At 67.5% G+C, this 16,572-nt stretch carries 14 protein-coding genes and 1 pseudogene; 12 read left to right on the top strand and 3 right to left on the bottom strand.

Annotated features, from left to right (window positions below):
- Position 1: 1 nt before the first annotated feature.
- The 7 genes from QCD70_RS07465 to QCD70_RS07435 are packed head-to-tail and all read left to right on the top strand — an operon-like array spanning position 2 to position 8,843.
- Positions 2–637 (top strand): hypothetical protein, encoded by a 636-nt coding sequence (locus QCD70_RS07465; protein WP_301214724.1) that lies wholly within the window; start codon positions 2–4, stop codon positions 635–637.
- 3 nt (positions 638–640) lie between these two features.
- Positions 641–3,409: an alpha-L-rhamnosidase gene (locus QCD70_RS07460; RefSeq protein ID WP_301214722.1), complete on the top strand. Its 2,769-nt coding sequence runs from the start codon at positions 641–643 to the stop codon at positions 3,407–3,409.
- On the top strand, positions 3,406–4,359 hold the full coding sequence (locus tag QCD70_RS07455; RefSeq protein ID WP_301214720.1) for a nucleoside hydrolase: 954 nt from the start codon (positions 3,406–3,408) through the stop codon (positions 4,357–4,359). Before QCD70_RS07460 ends, QCD70_RS07455 begins: the two co-directional genes overlap by 4 nt.
- Positions 4,356–5,300 (top strand): NAD-dependent epimerase/dehydratase family protein, encoded by a 945-nt coding sequence (locus QCD70_RS07450; RefSeq protein WP_301214718.1) that lies wholly within the window; start codon positions 4,356–4,358, stop codon positions 5,298–5,300. Before QCD70_RS07455 ends, QCD70_RS07450 begins: the two co-directional genes overlap by 4 nt.
- An 11-nt stretch (positions 5,301–5,311) precedes the next feature.
- On the top strand, positions 5,312–6,238 hold the full coding sequence (locus QCD70_RS07445) for a 5-dehydro-4-deoxyglucarate dehydratase (RefSeq protein ID WP_301214761.1): 927 nt from the start codon (positions 5,312–5,314) through the stop codon (positions 6,236–6,238).
- Positions 6,235–7,359: a mandelate racemase/muconate lactonizing enzyme family protein gene (locus QCD70_RS07440; protein WP_301214715.1), complete on the top strand. Its 1,125-nt coding sequence runs from the start codon at positions 6,235–6,237 to the stop codon at positions 7,357–7,359. Before QCD70_RS07445 ends, QCD70_RS07440 begins: the two co-directional genes overlap by 4 nt.
- A complete protein-coding gene (locus tag QCD70_RS07435) occupies positions 7,356–8,843 on the top strand; it encodes an aldehyde dehydrogenase (NADP(+)) (RefSeq protein WP_301214713.1) in 1,488 nt (495 codons plus the stop codon). The genes QCD70_RS07440 and QCD70_RS07435 overlap by 4 nt, the downstream gene beginning before the upstream one ends.
- Positions 8,844–8,889: 46 nt before the next feature.
- Here QCD70_RS07435 and QCD70_RS07430 read toward each other — a convergent pair whose 3' ends face one another.
- Complete coding sequence (locus tag QCD70_RS07430) at positions 8,890–9,234, bottom strand: carboxymuconolactone decarboxylase family protein (RefSeq protein WP_301214711.1); 345 nt, start codon at positions 9,232–9,234, stop codon at positions 8,890–8,892.
- A 153-nt stretch (positions 9,235–9,387) separates the two neighbouring features.
- Between QCD70_RS07430 and QCD70_RS07425 the strand changes: the two genes are divergently transcribed.
- From QCD70_RS07425 to QCD70_RS07410, 4 genes and pseudogenes are all read left to right on the top strand, one after another.
- A complete protein-coding gene (locus tag QCD70_RS07425; RefSeq protein ID WP_301214709.1) occupies positions 9,388–10,320 on the top strand; it encodes a helix-turn-helix transcriptional regulator in 933 nt (310 codons plus the stop codon).
- A gap of 2 nt (positions 10,321–10,322) precedes the next feature.
- Positions 10,323–11,309: an aldo/keto reductase gene (locus QCD70_RS07420; RefSeq protein WP_301214707.1), complete on the top strand. Its 987-nt coding sequence runs from the start codon at positions 10,323–10,325 to the stop codon at positions 11,307–11,309.
- A 29-nt stretch (positions 11,310–11,338) separates the two neighbouring features.
- A pseudogene (locus QCD70_RS07415) lies at positions 11,339–11,527 on the top strand (aldehyde dehydrogenase (NADP(+))); the annotation flags it as partial.
- 76 nt (positions 11,528–11,603) lie between these two features.
- On the top strand, positions 11,604–11,798 hold the full coding sequence (locus QCD70_RS07410) for a hypothetical protein (RefSeq protein ID WP_301214705.1): 195 nt from the start codon (positions 11,604–11,606) through the stop codon (positions 11,796–11,798).
- A gap of 51 nt (positions 11,799–11,849) precedes the next feature.
- Here QCD70_RS07410 and QCD70_RS07405 read toward each other — a convergent pair whose 3' ends face one another.
- Both QCD70_RS07405 and ppsA read right to left on the bottom strand, forming a co-directional pair.
- Positions 11,850–12,605 carry an adenylate kinase gene (locus QCD70_RS07405; protein WP_301214703.1) on the bottom strand — a complete coding sequence of 252 codons (756 nt, stop codon included), beginning with the start codon at positions 12,603–12,605 and terminating at the stop codon, positions 11,850–11,852.
- The gene (gene ppsA / locus QCD70_RS07400) at positions 12,602–14,989 is read right to left on the bottom strand and encodes a phosphoenolpyruvate synthase (protein ID WP_301214701.1); all 2,388 of its coding nucleotides are present in this window, start codon (positions 14,987–14,989) and stop codon (positions 12,602–12,604) included. Before ppsA ends, QCD70_RS07405 begins: the two co-directional genes overlap by 4 nt.
- 113 nt (positions 14,990–15,102) lie before the next feature.
- Here ppsA and QCD70_RS07395 point away from each other — a divergent pair, with 113 nt between their 5' ends.
- Positions 15,103–16,545 carry an XRE family transcriptional regulator gene (locus QCD70_RS07395; RefSeq protein ID WP_301214699.1) on the top strand — a complete coding sequence of 481 codons (1,443 nt, stop codon included), beginning with the start codon at positions 15,103–15,105 and terminating at the stop codon, positions 16,543–16,545.
- The last annotated feature ends 27 nt before the right edge of the window (positions 16,546–16,572 follow it).

The following is a 16,572-nucleotide window of genomic DNA, read 5'->3' as shown; positions in this document are numbered from 1 at the left end:
CATGAGCACCGCAGAAAGAGACCGCACCCGTTCACGCCCGCAGAAGCAGGCATTCCTGCAGCGCTACGAAGGACCGATCTCCTCGTTCGCCGACTGCCTTGTCGTGGGCATCATGGTGCTGCTGACGTTCATCCCGCTCGTCACCGGTTTCGCCGGCTTCGTGGCCGGATGCGCCATCCTGCGCGCACGCACCCGGGGCGAAGGAAAAATTACCCCGGCCGCCTTCTGGCGTGAATTCCGCGCGGCCCTGCGTTCCTCGGCGGGAGTCGTCCTGATCCCCGCGGCCCTCGGCGTGCTGCTCGTCGTCGACCTCTTCGCGCTCTACGCCGGTCTCGGCGAGAACCCCGTGATGTGGATCGCCCTCGGGGTCGTGAGTGCCGTCGTCGCTGTTCTCGGCATCCGCGCCGCCGCCGCCTGGCGCCCCGGCCAGCATTGGGTTCCCACCCTGCAGAACGCGTTCCGCGCCCTCGGCGAAGACGCCAGCGGCAGCCTCCTGCTGCTCGGCGCCCTGGCCACCTCGATCGCTCTCGCGCTCTTCACCCCCATGCTCACCATCGTCTGCCTCGGCCCGCTCGTGCTCGGCGCCGTCGCCATCGACACGAGGCTGGGCCGCACCACCCCGGCCCGACAGGATTAGTCCGTGACCACCACCACCGCGCCCCTCGACCCCTACGACCTGCAGACCGAGTACCTCGACTCGCCGCTCGCGATCGAGACGCCCACCCCCCGCTTCTCGTGGCGCCTCGTGTCGACCCGTCGCGGCGCCGCGCAGGTCGCGTATCGCATCGAGGTGGATGCCGTCGCGCCCGACGGCGCCAGGCGACGCGTCTGGTCGACGGGCACCGTCGCATCCACCGCCCAGCTGGGCGTCGAGTACACGGGCGAGGCGCTCGAGCGCACCACGAGATACGACTGGATGCTGACGGTCACCGACGAACACGGGCGCGAGTCGGCGACGCGCTCGGCCTTCTTCGAGACCGGCCTGGTCGACCCCTCCAGCTGGCGCGCGATGTGGATCGGACGCGACACGCGCGACCGCCCCGCCCTGCTGCCGCCCGCCAACGACGACTTCACCCTCAACTCGCGCATGCTGCAGCCGCCGTCGCTGCTGCGCCGTGAACTGGCGATCGAGAAGACGCTGCTGCGGGCGCGCCTGCACGTGACCGCCCAGGGCCTGTACCGCGCCTGGATCAACGGCGAGCAGGTCAGCGACGAGCAGCTCGCCCCGGGCTGGACCGACTACACCAGTCGCATCCTCTACCAGAGCCACGACGTCACCGAGCTGCTGCGCGACGGTGGCAACGCCCTCGCCTTCACGCTCGCCGACGGCTGGTGGAGCGGCTTCGTGGGCTACGACCCGCGCCGCGCCGGAAAGCTCTACGGCAACGCCCCCGCGCTGCTCGCCGAGCTGCACCTCAGCTACGACGACGGTTCGACCGAGGTCGTCGCCACAGACGAGGCCTGGCGCGAGTCGCGGGGCCGCTGGCTCTACGCCGACCTGCTCATGGGCGAAGGCCAGGATGCGCGCAACGAGGTCGCGGGCTGGACAGAGCCGGCGTTCGACGACTCGCGCTGGATCGCCGCGCGCGTTCTCGGGCGCGACACCTCTCTCGTAACAGCCGCCGTCTCGCCGCCGATGCGGATCGTGCGCACCGTTCCCCCGCGCTCGGTGACCTCCATGCCCGATGGGGCATACATCGTCGACCTCGGCCAGAACCTCGTGGGCCACGTACGCCTCAGGGTGCGCGGGGCCTCTGCCGGAGACCTCATCGAACTGCTGCACGCCGAGACCCTCGACGACACGGGCGAGCTCTACCTCGAGAACCTGCGCCGCGCCGAGGCGCGAGACATCTTCTACCCGGCCGGCATCGACGACGACATCTTCGAGCCCGACTTCACGTTCCACGGCTTCCGTTACGTTCGCGTAGCAGGCCTGCGCGCGGGCCTCACCGTCGACGACCTGACCGCCCGGGTCGTGTCGAGCGACCTCGAGGAGTCGGGCAGCTTCGACTGCGGGGACCCCGCCGTGATGCAGCTCGAATCCAACATCCGGTGGAGCCAGCGCAGCAACTTCCTCTCGGTTCCCACCGACTGTCCGCAGCGCGACGAGCGCCTCGGCTGGCTCGCCGACGCGCAGGTCTTCCTGCCGACCGCGGCGCGCAACGCCACCGTCGGCACGTTCTTCGCCAGCTGGATGGACGACGTGATCGTGGGCCAGAACGCCGACGGCGCCTTCCCCGATATCGCACCCGTGGCCAGCTGGTCGGGTGATGGCGCTCCCGCCTGGGGAGACGGCGGAGTGATCATTCCCCTGGCGCTGTACGACATCTACGGCGACCTGCGCGTGGTCGAGACGGCCTACGCGCCGATGGTGCGCTGGATCGAGCATGTGCGGCGTGAGAACCCGTCGCTGCTGTGGCGGTCGCGCGTGGGCCGCAACTACGGCGATTGGTTGCAGGCCGGCCCCGAGACCCCGAAGGACCTCGTCGCCACCGCGTACTTCGCGAACTCGGCGCGACTCGTCTCACGCGCTGCCTCGCTGCTCGGCCATGACGAAGACGCGACGCGATTCTCGGCGTTGGCCGACGACATCCGGGATGCCTTTCAGCGCGAATTCGTGTCGGCCGACGGCCGCATCGCGGGCGACACCCAGACCGGCTACCTGCTCGCGCTCGACTACGGGTTGCTGCCGGCCGAGTTCGAAGAGGACGCCGCAGCGCGCCTCGCCGAGCTCGTTCGTGACAACGGCATGCGCCTCTCGACCGGGTTCATCGGCGTCTCCAAGCTGTGTCCCGTTTTGAGCCGCTGGGGCTACGACGACATCGCGCACGCGCTGCTCATGCAGACCGAGTACCCCAGCTGGCTGTTCTCGGTCGAGGCCGGCGCCACCACCATCTGGGAGCGCTGGGACGGCTGGACCCCCGAGGGCGGATTCCAGAGCGCGAACATGAACTCGTTCAACCACTACAGCCTCGGCGCCGTGGGCGAATGGCTCTATGGAACGGTCGGCGGCATCGACCAGGCACCCGGGTCGGTCGCCTTCGAGCGGCTCGCCATCCGGCCCCGCCCCAGCCGCGCGATGCGCTGGGCCGCGGCCTCGCAGCAGACGGCCCGCGGGGCGACCCGCAGCGCCTGGATGCTCGACGCGGCCGGGCTCTTCCGGCTCGAGCTGACCGTTCCCCCCGGCTCCACGGCCCAGGTGTCGCTGCCGACACGACTCGCGTCGAATGTCACCGAGGGCGGCGTGCCCGCGTCGGACGCGCCCGGCGTCGAGCTGCTCGGCGAGACCGGCGACGGAGTGCTGCTGCGCATCGGCTCCGGCAGGTACGACTTCGTGTGCCCGTACGAACCCGCCTCCTCTTCTTCCTCCTCCTCCCGCGCCCACCTCGTCAGCGAAGGAATCGTATGACTCCCCCCGAACGCACCGCCTCCGCACTCTCCCGGCGACGGCGAGTGATCGTCGACACCGACGCCCGCAACGAGGCCGACGATCAGTTCGCCATCGTGCACGCGCTGCTGTCGCCGACGCTGGATGTGCGCGGCCTGGTCGCGGCGCATTTCGGCACGCAGCGCACGCAGACGAGCATGCTGGAGTCGCGCGACGAGATCGATCTGCTGATCGGGATGCTCGGCCAGGAGGGCCGGGTGACGGTCGCGAACGGCGGCGCCCACGCGCTGCCCGACGAGCAGACTCCCGTCGACTCCGACGGCGCCCGGGTCATCATCTCGGAGGCGCTGGCCGACGGCGACGGCCCCCTCTTCATCGGATTCCTCGGCCCGCTCACCGACATGGCCTCGGCCATTCTGCTGGAGCCCTCGATCGTCGATCGCGACGTCGTCGTGATCTGGATCGGCGGGGGCGCCTACGACCCCGACGTGGTTCCGCTCGGATCGTCGCCCGAGTTCAACCTCAAGAACGACATCGCCGCGGCCAACGTGGTCTTCGACTCGGGAATCACCGTCTGGCAGGTACCGTCGACGATCTACCGTCTGCTGAGCGTCGGTTACGCCGAGCTGCGCCGCAAGGTCGAGCCGCACGGCGAGCTCGGCCGGTACCTCGTGCAGCAGATCGTGGAGTTCAACGACGCGCATCACAAGGTTCCGATCGAGAGCCGCTCGCTCGGCGACTCCCCCGCGATCGGCCTCATGCTCGAACCGTGGAGCGGCGTCTTCCGCCGGCAGAAGCCCGTGCGCTTCGCGCCCGACGGCAGCTATGTCGAGGGCCGGGGTGGCGACATCCTCGTGCTCGAGACCGTCGACACCCGCTTTCTTCTCGAGGACATGTTCGCCAAACTGGCGGAATTCGCAGAAGACATCGCTTCGACGGGCACCCCCGACGCTGACGGGGCGACATCGTGAGGGTCGTCGTCACGGGCGGCTCCGGCCGGCTCGGCCAGAGCGTGGTCCGCGGTCTCTGCGAAGCCGGTCACGACGTGACCTCGATCGACCGCGAAGGCGTGGCCGGCCTGCCCGGAACCCAGCTGCAGGCCGACCTCACCGACGCCGACGCGACCCGCACCCTCTTCATCGCGATCGCCCCCGAAGCGGTCGTGCACCTCGCCGCGATCTCCGTGCCCTTCAGCGCCCCCGAGGCCACGATCCTCAACGTCAACACGGCGCTGGCCTTCTCCGTGGTCGACGCGGCCGTCGCATCCGGTGCCCGACTGGTGCTCGCCGCCTCGAGCCCCACCGTGCTCGGCTACGGCAACCCTCAGGGCTGGGCGCCGCGTTTCCTGCCGCTCGACGAGACGCATCCGGTCGAGCCCTGGAACGCCTACGCCCTCTCGAAGCAGGTCATCGAGAACGTCGTCGAGCGCTTCGTGCGCAACAGCGATCACGTCACCTTCGGGGTCTTCCGGCCGTGCTTCGTCATTCCGCCCGAGGAGTGGGCGGGCGCACCGACGCAGCAGGGACACACCGTCGCCGACCGGCTCGACGACCCGTCGCTGGCCGCCGTCTCGCTGTTCAACTACCTCGATGCGCGGGATGCCGCCGAGTTCGTGCGTGTCTGGCTCGAGCGCGCGCAGCTCGCCCCGAACGGCTCGGTCTTCTTCGTCGGCGCGGCCGACGCGCTGGCCCGGGAGCCGCTCGCCGAGCTGATCCCGCGATACCTGCCGGAGGCATCCGGGCTCGCGGACGGCCTCACCGGCACGAGCCCCGCCTTCTCGTCGGCCAAGGCGCGCGAGCTGCTCGGCTGGGAGCCGCGCTACAGCTGGCGCACCGAGCTGGTGCAGGAGGCGCCCGAAGCGCGAGCTGAACCCGATCCCTCATCCCTCCCGACCGAAGTGAGAGTGCCATGACCACCGCCCCCATCGCCTTCGACGGCGTGCTGTTCTTTCCCGTCACCCCGTTCGATGAGCAGGGCGCCGTCGAGCTCGGACTGCTCCGCGAGCACGTCTCGTCGCGGCTGGAGCACTCCCCCGGTGGCGTGTTCCCGGCGTGCGGCACGGGCGAGTTCCACGCCCTGACCGGCGACGAGATCTCGGCCGTCGTCGGCGCCACGGTCGAGGTCGTCGGCGGTCGCGTGCCCGTGATCTCCGGAACCGGCGGACCCCTCGGCCAGGCCATCGAGCTCGCCCGCCGCGCCGAGGCGGCCGGAGCCGACGCCCTGCTCGCGCTTCCTCCCTACCTCGTGGGCGGACCCGTAGAGGGCCTCATCTCGTATGTCGAGCAGGTCGCCGCGGCCAGCAGCCTGCCCGTGATCGTGTACCACCGCGGCACGGCTCGCTTCACTCCGGCCGCCATGCGCCGGCTGGCCGCGAACCCGAAGGTGATCGGCCTCAAAGACGGCATCGGCGACGTGGGCCTCGCGCAGGAGATCGTGCTCGCGGTCGGCGAATCCGGCCGCGGCGACTTCCAGTTCTTCAACGGGCTGCTGACCGCCGAGCTCACTCAGGGCGCGTACCGCGGCCTCGGAATTCCGCTCTACTCGTCGGCCGCGTTCGCCATGATCCCCGAGCTCGCCACCGCGCACTACCGCGCCTACGTCTCGGGAGACGAGCAGACGCGACTGCGACTGCTGCGGGAGTTCTACGTTCCCCTCGTGCGACTGCGCGACCAGGTTCCGGGCTTCGGCGTCTCGCTGATCAAGGCCGGAATCCGCCAGCGCGGCCTGCCCGTGGGATCGGTGCGCGCGCCTCTCGTCGACCCGAACCCGGCGCAGCTCGCCGAGCTCGAGCGCATCCTCGCCGTGGGCGACTCGCTCGCCGACGAGTACGCGCCGTCGCTGGTCGCGTGACCGCCACGATCGCGGCCGTGCGCACGCGCCGGCTCAGTGCCCGGATGCCGCGGCCCTGGGTTCCCGACGAACCGCACCTGCACCTCGTGATCGTCGAGGTCGAGGACTCGGACGGCCTCGTCGGCACCGGCTTCTCGTGGACACCGACGATCGGAGCCGCCGCCGTACAGGCCATGATCGACACCGAGATCGCGCCCTTCGCCGTCGGCCGCACGACCGATCCGCAGGCGTTGTGGCCCGCCCTCTGGCTGCGGCTGCACGAGGCGGGCGGTGCCGGAATCACCACGATCGCTCTCGCCGGACTCGACACCGCGCTCTGGGATCTCGCGGGACAGCGGGCCGCCCTGCCCCTCGCGTCCCTGCTCGGCGAGCAGCGCGCATCCGTGCCCGTGTACGGCAGCGGCGTGAACCTGCACTACCCGCTCGACGAGCTCGTGGCGCAGGCTTCGCGCTGGGTCGCGTCGGGCTACGACACGGTGAAGATCAAGGTCGGCGGGCCGTCGCTCGCCGTCGACATCGAGCGGGTCGGCGCGGTGCGCGAGGCCATCGGACCCGACCGCACCCTGCTGATCGACGCCAACCAGCGCTGGACGCTCGAGCAGGCGAGCACCGCCCTCGACGCCCTCGGCCGCTTCGACCTCGGCTGGATCGAGGAGCCCCTGCGCGCCGAGGACACCCGCGGCTACCGCGCCCTCCGCGAGCGCACGGGCGTTCCGATCGCACTGGGCGAGAACATCCACACGCTGCAGCGGTTCCAGGACATCGTCGACGCCGGGTACGCCGACGTGCTGCAGCCCAACGTCATCCGGGTGGGCGGCATCACTCCGTTCCTCGAGATCGCCTCGTTCATCTCTACCGAGAGTTCTGCGTCGCTCGCGCCGCACCTGCTCATCGATCTGTCGGGCCAGCTCGCCCTCGCCGTGGGCGCCGAGACCGCCGTCGAAGACGTCGAGGAGGCGTCCTTCTCATCTCTCGGCCTCGTCACCTCGCCGTCGCCCGTCGAGATCGTGGATGCCCGGGCCAGGTTGCGCGAGAACGCGCGGCCCGGTCTCGGCCTCGACTTCGTCTCCACCGGCATCGGCCCGACCACTTCTGCTTCTCTTATCTCGGAGGAATCATGACCAGCACTGCTCCCGCCTCGACCACCTCGACCTCGTCGAACACTCTCGATGACCTCGCAGCAGCAGCAGTTTCCGCCGCGCCCGTGCTCTCCGCGGCATCGGGCGAGCAGCGCGCCGGCTGGCTCGAGGCCGTCGCCGACCGACTCGATGCGAACGCCGCCGAACTGATCGCGCTGGCCGACGAGGAGAGCCACCTCGGCACCCCGCGCCTCACCGGAGAGCTGGCCCGCACGACCGCACAGCTGCGGCTGTTCTCCACGGTCGTGCGCGAGGGCGCCTATCTCGAGGCGACCATCGACCACGCCGACGCATCCGCGACCCCGCCGCACGCAGACATCCGGCGCCTGCTGCGCCCGCTCGGGCCGGTGGCCGTGTTCGCGGCGTCGAACTTTCCGTTCGCGTTCTCGGTGGCCGGCGGCGATACCGCATCCGCACTCGCCGTGGGCTGCCCGGTGATCGTGAAGGCGCACCCGGGGCATCCGAAGCTGTCGCGCCTCGCGTCGTCGCTCGTGGTGTCCGCCCTGGCCGACGCGGGAGCGCCCGCGGGAACGTTCGCGCTCGTCGAGGGCTTCGAGGAAGGCCTCGCCCTCGTGGTGCACCCCGCGATCACCGCCGTCGGATTCACCGGCTCTGTGCGCGGCGGGCGGGCCCTCTACGACCTGGCCGTCAACCGGCCGTCGCCCATCCCGTTCTATGGCGAGCTGGGCAGCATCAACCCCGTGGTGATCACGGCTTCTGCCGTCTCAGAGCGGGGCGATTCGCTCGCCGCCGGCCTCGCTTCGTCGTTCACGATGGGCGTCGGGCAGTTCTGCACGAAGCCGGGCGTGGTGTTCGTGCCCGATGATGGCGCGTTCGACGACGCGCTCGTCGCCGCCGTCGGCGCTCCCGGCTCGGGCACGATGCTCACGCAGGGCATGGCGGATGCGTTCGCCTCGGGAATCTCGTCGCTGGCGGCTCGGGATGACGTGGAGGTTCTGGCGGCCGCTCCCTCGTCGGCGTCATCGGGCTCAGGATCGACCACCGTGCTGCGCACGACCGCGGCCGCTGTGCTCGCCGACCCGACGGCACTGCTCGAGGAGCATTTCGGGCCGACCACGCTGCTCGTGTCGTACTCCACGCCCGACGAGGCGCTGGCCGCGGTCGGCGCGGTCGAGGGAACGCTGACGGCCACTCTGCACGCCGGAGAATCGGAGGAGGTCGGTCCGCTGGTCTCGGCGCTCGAATCGATCGCCGGGCGCGTGCTGTTCTCGGGCTGGCCGACCGGCGTCGGGGTGACGTGGTCGCAGCAGCACGGTGGCCCGTGGCCGTCGACGACCTCATCGCTGTTCACCTCGGTCGGCGCCACGGCGGTTCGCCGGTGGCTGCGCCCCGTCGCCTACCAGGACGCCCCGGAGCGCGCGCTGCCCGACGCCCTGAAGGAGTCGAACCCGCTGGGCATTCCGCGCCGAGTCGACGGGGTCTACGAGGTGCCGGCCCGGTCCTGAGTCCCCCCGCTTCCGAGAGACATCGGGTTCGGCTCGGGCGTGCGGGTCAGTTCTCGTGGTCGTCCGCGAAGAGATTCTTGGCGAGCGTCATCGCGCTCATGGCCTTGGGCCAGCCCGTGTAGAAGGCGAGGTGGGTGATCGTCTCCACCAGTTCCTGCTCGGTCACTCCGTTGTCTCGGGCGAACGGCAGGTGAAAGTTCAGCTGGTCGATGTTGCCCATGGCGATCAGAGCCGTGACCGTGGCCAGGCTGCGGTCACGTTTGGACAGGCCCGGCCTCTCCCATACCTCGTCGAAGAGAATCCGGTCGGTGTAGTGGGCGAGAGCGGGGGCGAAGTCCCCGAACGCGTTCTGTCCGCCCGTCCACCCCGTGTGGGGAGTGTTGCCAGTCATGAATTCGGCTCCTTGTCTGTCAGCGGCGTCACCCGCGTGGGTGTGCGGCCGCCGTTCCCATGGTTCGCCGATTCGCCCGGCAGAGGGAGTCTCCACGGGAACGTGTACTGACAGGGCACCCTTCGACGTGCCGTGTCGTCGTACGGTCGTTGTGTGGACAATCGAGACGAAGTACGCGAGTTCCTGACCTCTCGCCGCGCGCGGATCACCCCGGAGCAGGCCGGCATCGTTCAGGGCGGCACTCGACGGGTGCCCGGGCTGCGCCGGGGCGAGGTCGCCCAGCTCGCGGGGGTGAGCGTGGAGTACTACGCGAAGATCGAACGCGGCAATCTTGTCGGCACCTCCGACAGCGTGCTGGATGCGATCGCCCGCGCCCTGCAGCTGGACTCCGCAGAACGCGCCCATCTGGCCGATCTCGCACGGACGGCCACCGGTCCGGCTCTCACCACGCCGCGCCGACGCCCTCGGGGATGGGCGCCTCGTGCAGGATTGCAACGGGCAATGGACGCCATCACCGGCGGACCCGCATTCGTGCGAAACGGTCGAATGGACATCCTTGCCACCAACAGCCTCGGGCGGATCTTCTACGACGAGGCGTTCGATGGTCCCGGGGGCGGCAACATCGCTCGGTACGCGTTCCTCGACGAACGGGCCACGAGCTTCTACCCCGACTGGCCGGCCGCCGCCGATATCACCGTCGCGATTCTCCGCACAGAAGCCGGACGCGACCCTCACGACCGTGGCCTGCACGATCTCGTCGGAGAGCTCTCGACCCGAAGCGACGAGTTCCGCACTCGATGGGGCGCCCACAACGTGCGCCAGCACAGCACGGGAACCAAGACGTTCCACCATCACGCTGTCGGGGAGCTGACCCTCAGCTACGAAGGATTGGAACTGGTCGCCAAACCCGGCCTGTCGCTGCTCATCTACACGGCCGAAGTCGGCTCGCCCAGCGACGAGCGACTTCGGCTGCTGGCGAGCCTTGCCGTCACGTCCGACACCGCGGCCTCGGTTCACGCACGGAACGACGCTCCTGACACCGACGACCGCACCTCACCCGACATCGACTCGACAACGGAGGCTTGATCATGCACACACGAACTCTCGGCCAGGGCTTTCAGGTCTCAGCCATCGGGCTGGGCTGCATGGGCATGTCCCAGAGCTACGGCCCGAATCCGGGAGACCGCGATGAGATGATCGGCGTTCTCCGATCCGCCGTCGACCACGGCGTCACATTCTTCGACACCGCCGAGGTCTACGGCCCCTACGTCAATGAGGAACTCGTCGGCGAGGCTCTCGAACCGATCCGCGACCGGGTGCAGATAGCCACGAAGTTCGGATGGCGCATCGAGAACGGTCAGAGCGTCGGCCTCGACAGCAGCCCCGAGCAGATCCGCCGCGTCGCAGAGGCATCCCTGAAACGCCTCCGCACCGACGTGATCGATCTGTTCTACCAGCACCGCGTCGACCCTGACGTTCCCATCGAAGACGTCGCCGGCACGGTGGGCGAGCTCGTCGCCGAGGGCAAGGTGCGCCACTTCGGCCTGTCGGAGCCGTCGGCACAGACGATCCGCAGCGCCCACGCCGTGCATCCGGTCACCGCGGTGCAGAGCGAGTACTCACTGTGGACGCGGGACCCCGAGGCCGAGGTTCTTCCTGCTCTCGCCGAGCTGGGTATCGGATTCGTTCCCTTCAGCCCGCTGGGCAAGGGGTTCCTGACGGGCACCGTCGATGCCAGCACGACGCTCTCCGACGACGACATCCGACGCCGCGTTCCCCGATTCGAGCAGGACAACCTCGCCGCCAATCAGGCACTCGTCGACCAGGTGAAGACGCTGGCCTCCGAGAAGGGTGTGACCTCCGGGCAGATAGCCCTGGCTTGGCTCCTTGCCCAGCAGCCCTGGATCGTCCCCATCCCCGGCACCCGCCGCGCGTCCCGCATCCAGGAGAACGCGGCATCCGCATCCGTCGGTCTCTCCGCCGACGAGGTCGCCGACCTCGACACCCTCGCCCAGAGAGTCGGCGTGCACGGTGACCGCTACAACGAGGTCCACATGGGCTACATCAACCGCTGACACCACCCGATCCACATCCGAAACGGACCATCACCGACCATGCCGACGCATCCGCGATCCCGCCGCACGCAGACATCCGGCGCCCGCTTCGCCCGCTCGGGCCCGTAGCCGTGTTCGCGGCCTCGAACTTTCTGTTCGCGTTCTCGATCGTGGGCGGCGACACCGCGTCGGCCCTCGCGGTGGGCTGCCCGGTGATCGTGAAGACGCACCCGGGGCACCCGAAGCGCCTCGGGCCTCGCGTCGTCATTCACGATGGCTTCGGCCAGGTCTGCACCAAGCCCTGGTGTGGTCCTCTTGTCCGCGAATGGCGTATTCGACACGGCGGTCGGCACCTCGGCTCGGGCGCGATGCTCACGCAGGGCACGGAGGCCCCTGGCCGTCGCCTACCAGGACGCCCCGGAGCGCGCGCTGCCCGATGCGCTGAAGGAGTCGAACCCGCTGGGCATTCCACGCCGCGTCGACGGGGTGTACGAGGTGCCTGCCTCGTAGCCGGCCCCGTGTCGATCCGATCGTGACGACGACACAGCCCAGACGAACCCGCTACCGCGGTTGCGAGGGTTCGGTGATCGACCACCAGCCCTCCCATGGACTCGTCGAAATCTGCACATCCACGGCCTGATCCAGCGTTCCGGTGACGCTCGGGAATGGGACATCGTGTGGCGATGGCTCTGACCCACGCCTCTCGTCGTTCTTGTGGAGGACGTGGTGTGATTCTCCTGTGGGAACCGCAGCGGGAGCTACAAGAATGGCCGCGATGATTGCCTCGCCCACCAGCTTCGCTGAGCGCGCACCGTCTACGCGTTGTAGCAGCCCGCGCGCGTTGTAGTGTTCTGCGACAGGATTCGTGACCTCGTGGTATCTCGCAAGTCGCTCACGAATGACCTCAGGACGGTCGTCGGCACGGTCTTCTGATCGGTTCGATAGGCGGTTCAATAGCGTCGCCTCATCGGCATCGAGCACAACGACAAGGTCGACCTTCTTGTTCGTCGCTTCGAGGAGCGCGTCAAGGGACTCGGCCTGCTCGATAGTGCGCGGGTAGCCGTCGAGGATGAAACCGACGCCAGCATCCTGCCTCTCGAGCCTTCCCTTCAGAAGCGTTGTCGCGAGGACATCGTCGACGTAGCGGCCGGATTGGAGGATCTGGGCGACTTTCGCGCCCAAGGGCGTTCCGCGGGTGACCTCGTCCCTGAAGAGACCGCCCGTCGTGATGTGTGGAACGCCGAGCGCTGCGGCGAGGACGGCCCCCTGCGTTCCTTTTCCTGCGCCGGGAGGACCCATGATCACGATCCGGTTCATGCGAAACTGCTCCACGTCTCGACAACCGTGTCGGGATTGAGCGAAAGGGATGAGATTCCCCGGTCGAAGAGGTATCGAGCGAGTTCCGGGTGGTCGCTCGGGGCCTGACCACAGATGCCGACATATCGTCCCCGTTTGCGGCATGCATCGATGGCGAGGTCGATGAGTTGCATGACTGCCGGGTTCCGCTCGTCGAAGCTGTCAGCAACGAGTGCGGAGTCTCGGTCGATCCCCAGGGTGAGCTGGGTGAGGTCATTGGACCCGATGGAGAAGCCGTCGACGTGGTCGAGGAATTGATCGGCCAGGAGGGCGTTGGACGGGATTTCGCACATCATGATGACTTCGAGACCGTTATCGCCTCGACGCAGGCCGTTATCGGCGAGCTTTTCTACGACTGCGCGCGCTTCGGCTACCGTACGGACGAACGGAATCATCACCGTGACGTTGCGCAGACCCATCTCGTCGCGGACGTACCGAATCGCCTCGCACTCCAGTGCGAACGCGGCCGAGAACTCCGTCGAGAGGTAACGGGCCGCACCTCGGAACCCGATCATCGGATTCTCTTCGACCGGTTCGTATGGGCGTCCGCCGAGCAGCCCCGCGTATTCATTGGACTTGAAGTCCGAGAGCCGCACAATGACAGGCTTCGGGGTGAACGCTGCGGCGAGGGTGGCGACGCCTTCCGCGAGGCGCCGCACGAAGAAGTCGGCCGGGCTGTCGTACGCAGCGATACGCTCTTCGATTTCATGACGGATGTCATCCGGCTGATTTTCGAGTTCGAGCAGGGCGCGTGGATGCACGCCGATCTGGCGCGAGATCACGAATTCCATCCGCGCCAATCCGACCCCATCGTTCGGCAGCGCGGACAGCGCGAATGCGGACTCAGGGTTGCCGACATTGAGCATGATCTTCCCTGGGAGTTCCGGGAGTGCGTCGAGCTCGATGCGCTCGACACTGACATCCTGGATTCCGGCCAGCACGACTCCGGTTTCCCCCTCCGCACAGGAGACGGTCACCTCTTGACCGTCGAGGAGGAGATCGGTCGCATTCCCTGTGCCCACGACCGCGGGCACACCAAGTTCGCGGGCGATGATGGCCGCGTGGCACGTACGGCCGCCTCGGTTGGTGACGATCGCGGACGCTTTCTTCATGATCGGTTCCCAGTCGGGATCAGTCATGTCTGCGACGAGAACCTCACCTGCCTGAAAGTCGCTCATCTGGTCAGGCGAGGCGAGGATACGAACGCGACCAGAGCCGATTCTCTGGCCAATCGCTCTGCCCTCGATGAGGACCGGAGCCGTTCCCAGGAGTCGATGCCGTTCGATGATGCCGACCGGTCGGCGAGAGATGACCGTCTCGGGACGGGCTTGCAAGATGTACAGCCTGCCATCGAGAGCGTCCTTGCCCCATTCGATATCCATGGGTCGTCCGTAGTGGCGCTCAATTGCGATGGCAGATTGGGCGAGTTCGGTGACCTCCGCGTCGACGAGAGAGAATCGCTTTTGATCGACCGGGTCAGTCTCGACGAAGGCCGTGGTGCGCCCCACTGCGGGGTCGTCTGTGAAGACCATCCGGAGCGCCTTCGAGCCGACCCGGCGGGAGAGAATGGCGGGGCGCCCTTCACTCATTGTCTGCTTGTGCACCGTGAACTCATCCGGGTCGACTGCTCCTTGAACGACTCCTTCGCCGAGGCCATACGCGCTGGTGACGAAAACGGCGCCGTCGTAACCGGACTCCGTATCGAGAGTGAACATGACGCCGGAGGCGGCCAGGTCTGAACGGACCATCCGCTGCACCCCGACCGATATGGCGATGTCCGTCTCACCGAAGCCTTGGTGCACGCGGTAGGAGATGGCTCGATCGGTGAACAGCGAGGCGTAAACCCGTCGGGTTGCGTCGAGGACGTTGTCGATCCCACGAATGTTCAAAAACGTCTCCTGCTGGCCTGCGAAGGAGGCGTCCGGCAGATCTTCGGCCGTCGCGCTGGAACGAACAGCGACACTGGCGCCCTCTGAGTCGACGCCAAGATCGCGGTAGGCCTTCCGAATCGACTCGGCCAGCTCACCTTCCAGGGGAACGGCTTCTATGCGGGCACGGATGCGTGCTCCTGTCTGAGCCAACGCAACAAGATCCTCGACGTCGAGGACCGCGAGTTGCTGGGCGATCCAATCAGCGAGGCCCGACACGTGAAAATGTCGGCGAAAGGCCGATGCTGTTGTGGCGAAACCGCCAGGAACGCGGACTCCGGCCGACGTGAGGGTGGCGATCATCTCGCCTAAGGAAGCGTTCTTACCACCCACTTCAGGCAGATCCACGAGCCGTACCGCTTCAAAGGGAAGAACGTTGACATAGGTACTGACCTCTGCGCGGGGAATGATCGACATGGCGAGCCCTTCAGGATTAGATCAAATGCGATATTCCGATGCTCCATCAAGAGAGGTGGAATTCCCGAAGAATAAGGCCGCAAGAAAGTTGATTCTTGCGTTATCGTCAAAATATGACCGATGACGTTTCCTACGCGCACCTGCTCGGCGCTCGACTACGCCATTTTCGAGGGCTGGCACGAATGACTCTCGACGATCTGGCATCGGCACTGGGAACAAGTCCAAGCCGAATCTCTTTGATAGAGAACGGCCACCGAGAGCCGCGCCCTTCGGAGCTGCCCACATTCGCTCGCGCACTCGGGGTATCGGTCGAAGACTTGCTCGTGCTCACGGCGCCGAACGAGAGGGCGAGCGAAGAGCTCGAGCTGCGGCGTATGCAAGCTTCGCCCGTGTTCGCCAGCCTCGGCCTTCCCAAGGTCAAGATCGGCCGCGGCATGTCCGACGACGTTCTTGGGCTGCTCGTCGGGTTGCATCGGGAACTGGAGCGACGCGCCACCACAGCGTCGGCGACTCCGGAGGAAGCGCGGCTACGAAACACGGAACAACGCGCCATGATGCGATCCAAGAACAACTACCTGCCAGACATCGAGGCTATTGCCGAAGAGCAGCTGAAGCGCATCGGTCATGAGGCTGGAGCTTTGACCCACCGCGAAGTTCACCTCATGGTTGAACAACTCGGCTTGGAGGTGGTGTACGTCGACGACCTTCCGCACTCCACCCGGAGTATCACCGACCTGGAGAACGGGCGCATCTACCTACCGCCGGCCTCCATCCCGGGTGGACACGGCTTACGTTCCATCGCCCTTCAAGCCGTGGCGCACCGTTTGCTCGAGCACACCCCACCAAAGTCGTACGCTGACTTTCTGCACCAGCGACTTCAGATCAATTACTTTGCCGCCGCGTGCCTGATGCCGCAACGCCAATCAGTCGAATTTCTCGGAGCTCGCAAGCAAGCCCGTGACCTCGCCGTCGAAGACTTTCGCGATGCGTTCGGAACGACTCACGAAGCCGCTGCCTTGCGGATGACGAATCTCATGACGCAGCACTTCGGCATCGGCGTCCACTTCCTCCGAGTTGGACCCGATGGCGAAGTCCTCAAGGCATACGAGAACAACAACCTGCCCCTCCCCGTCGATGTGACGGGCGCAGTAGAGGGACAGATCGTCTGCCGAAAATGGGGCGCACGGCGAGCGGTGGAAGTGGCACATCGCACGACTGAATTCTGGCAATACACGGACACCCACGCGGGCACCTTCTGGAGCTCGACCCAGACAGGACATTCATCTGGGGGTCCGTTCTCCATTACCTTCGGCGTGCCCTTCGACGACGCCCGCTTCTTCCGGGGCAGAGAGACCGCCAATCGGCAGACCTCAACGTGCCCTGACCCCGCGTGCTGTCGACGCCCACCGCGCGACCTCGAAGCCCAATGGGCTGGACGGGCCTGGCCAAGCGCGCGCCTTCACGCTCAAATTTTGGCCTCCCTGCCGACGGGACGCTTCCCCGGCGTCGATGAGACCGAAATATACAACTACCTCGAAAGACACTCCCGCTCCTAGCCGAACCGACCAGGTCTCACGCAAGGA

Source organism: Agreia sp. PsM10 (genome assembly GCF_030433855.1).
Classification (GTDB): Bacteria; Actinomycetota; Actinomycetes; order Actinomycetales; family Microbacteriaceae; genus Agreia.
This window is presented reverse-complemented; position numbering and strand designations above follow the sequence as displayed.

What these genes read in the sequence shown, in the direction of transcription:
- QCD70_RS07455 (WP_301214720.1), top strand. Translation starts at nt 3,406, where the DNA reads ATGACTCCCCCCGAACGCACCGCCTCCGCACTCTCCCGGCGACGGCGA.
- QCD70_RS07395 (WP_301214699.1), top strand. Translation starts at nt 15,103, where the DNA reads ATGACCGATGACGTTTCCTACGCGCACCTGCTCGGCGCTCGACTACGC.
- QCD70_RS07430 (WP_301214711.1), bottom strand. Translation starts at nt 9,234, where the DNA reads ATGACTGGCAACACTCCCCACACGGGGTGGACGGGCGGACAGAACGCG.
- QCD70_RS07405 (WP_301214703.1), bottom strand. Translation starts at nt 12,605, where the DNA reads ATGAACCGGATCGTGATCATGGGTCCTCCCGGCGCAGGAAAAGGAACG.
- ppsA (WP_301214701.1), bottom strand. Translation starts at nt 14,989, where the DNA reads ATGTCGATCATTCCCCGCGCAGAGGTCAGTACCTATGTCAACGTTCTT.
- QCD70_RS07420 (WP_301214707.1), top strand. Translation starts at nt 10,323, where the DNA reads ATGCACACACGAACTCTCGGCCAGGGCTTTCAGGTCTCAGCCATCGGG.
- QCD70_RS07435 (WP_301214713.1), top strand. Translation starts at nt 7,356, where the DNA reads ATGACCAGCACTGCTCCCGCCTCGACCACCTCGACCTCGTCGAACACT.
- QCD70_RS07465 (WP_301214724.1), top strand. Translation starts at nt 2, where the DNA reads ATGAGCACCGCAGAAAGAGACCGCACCCGTTCACGCCCGCAGAAGCAG.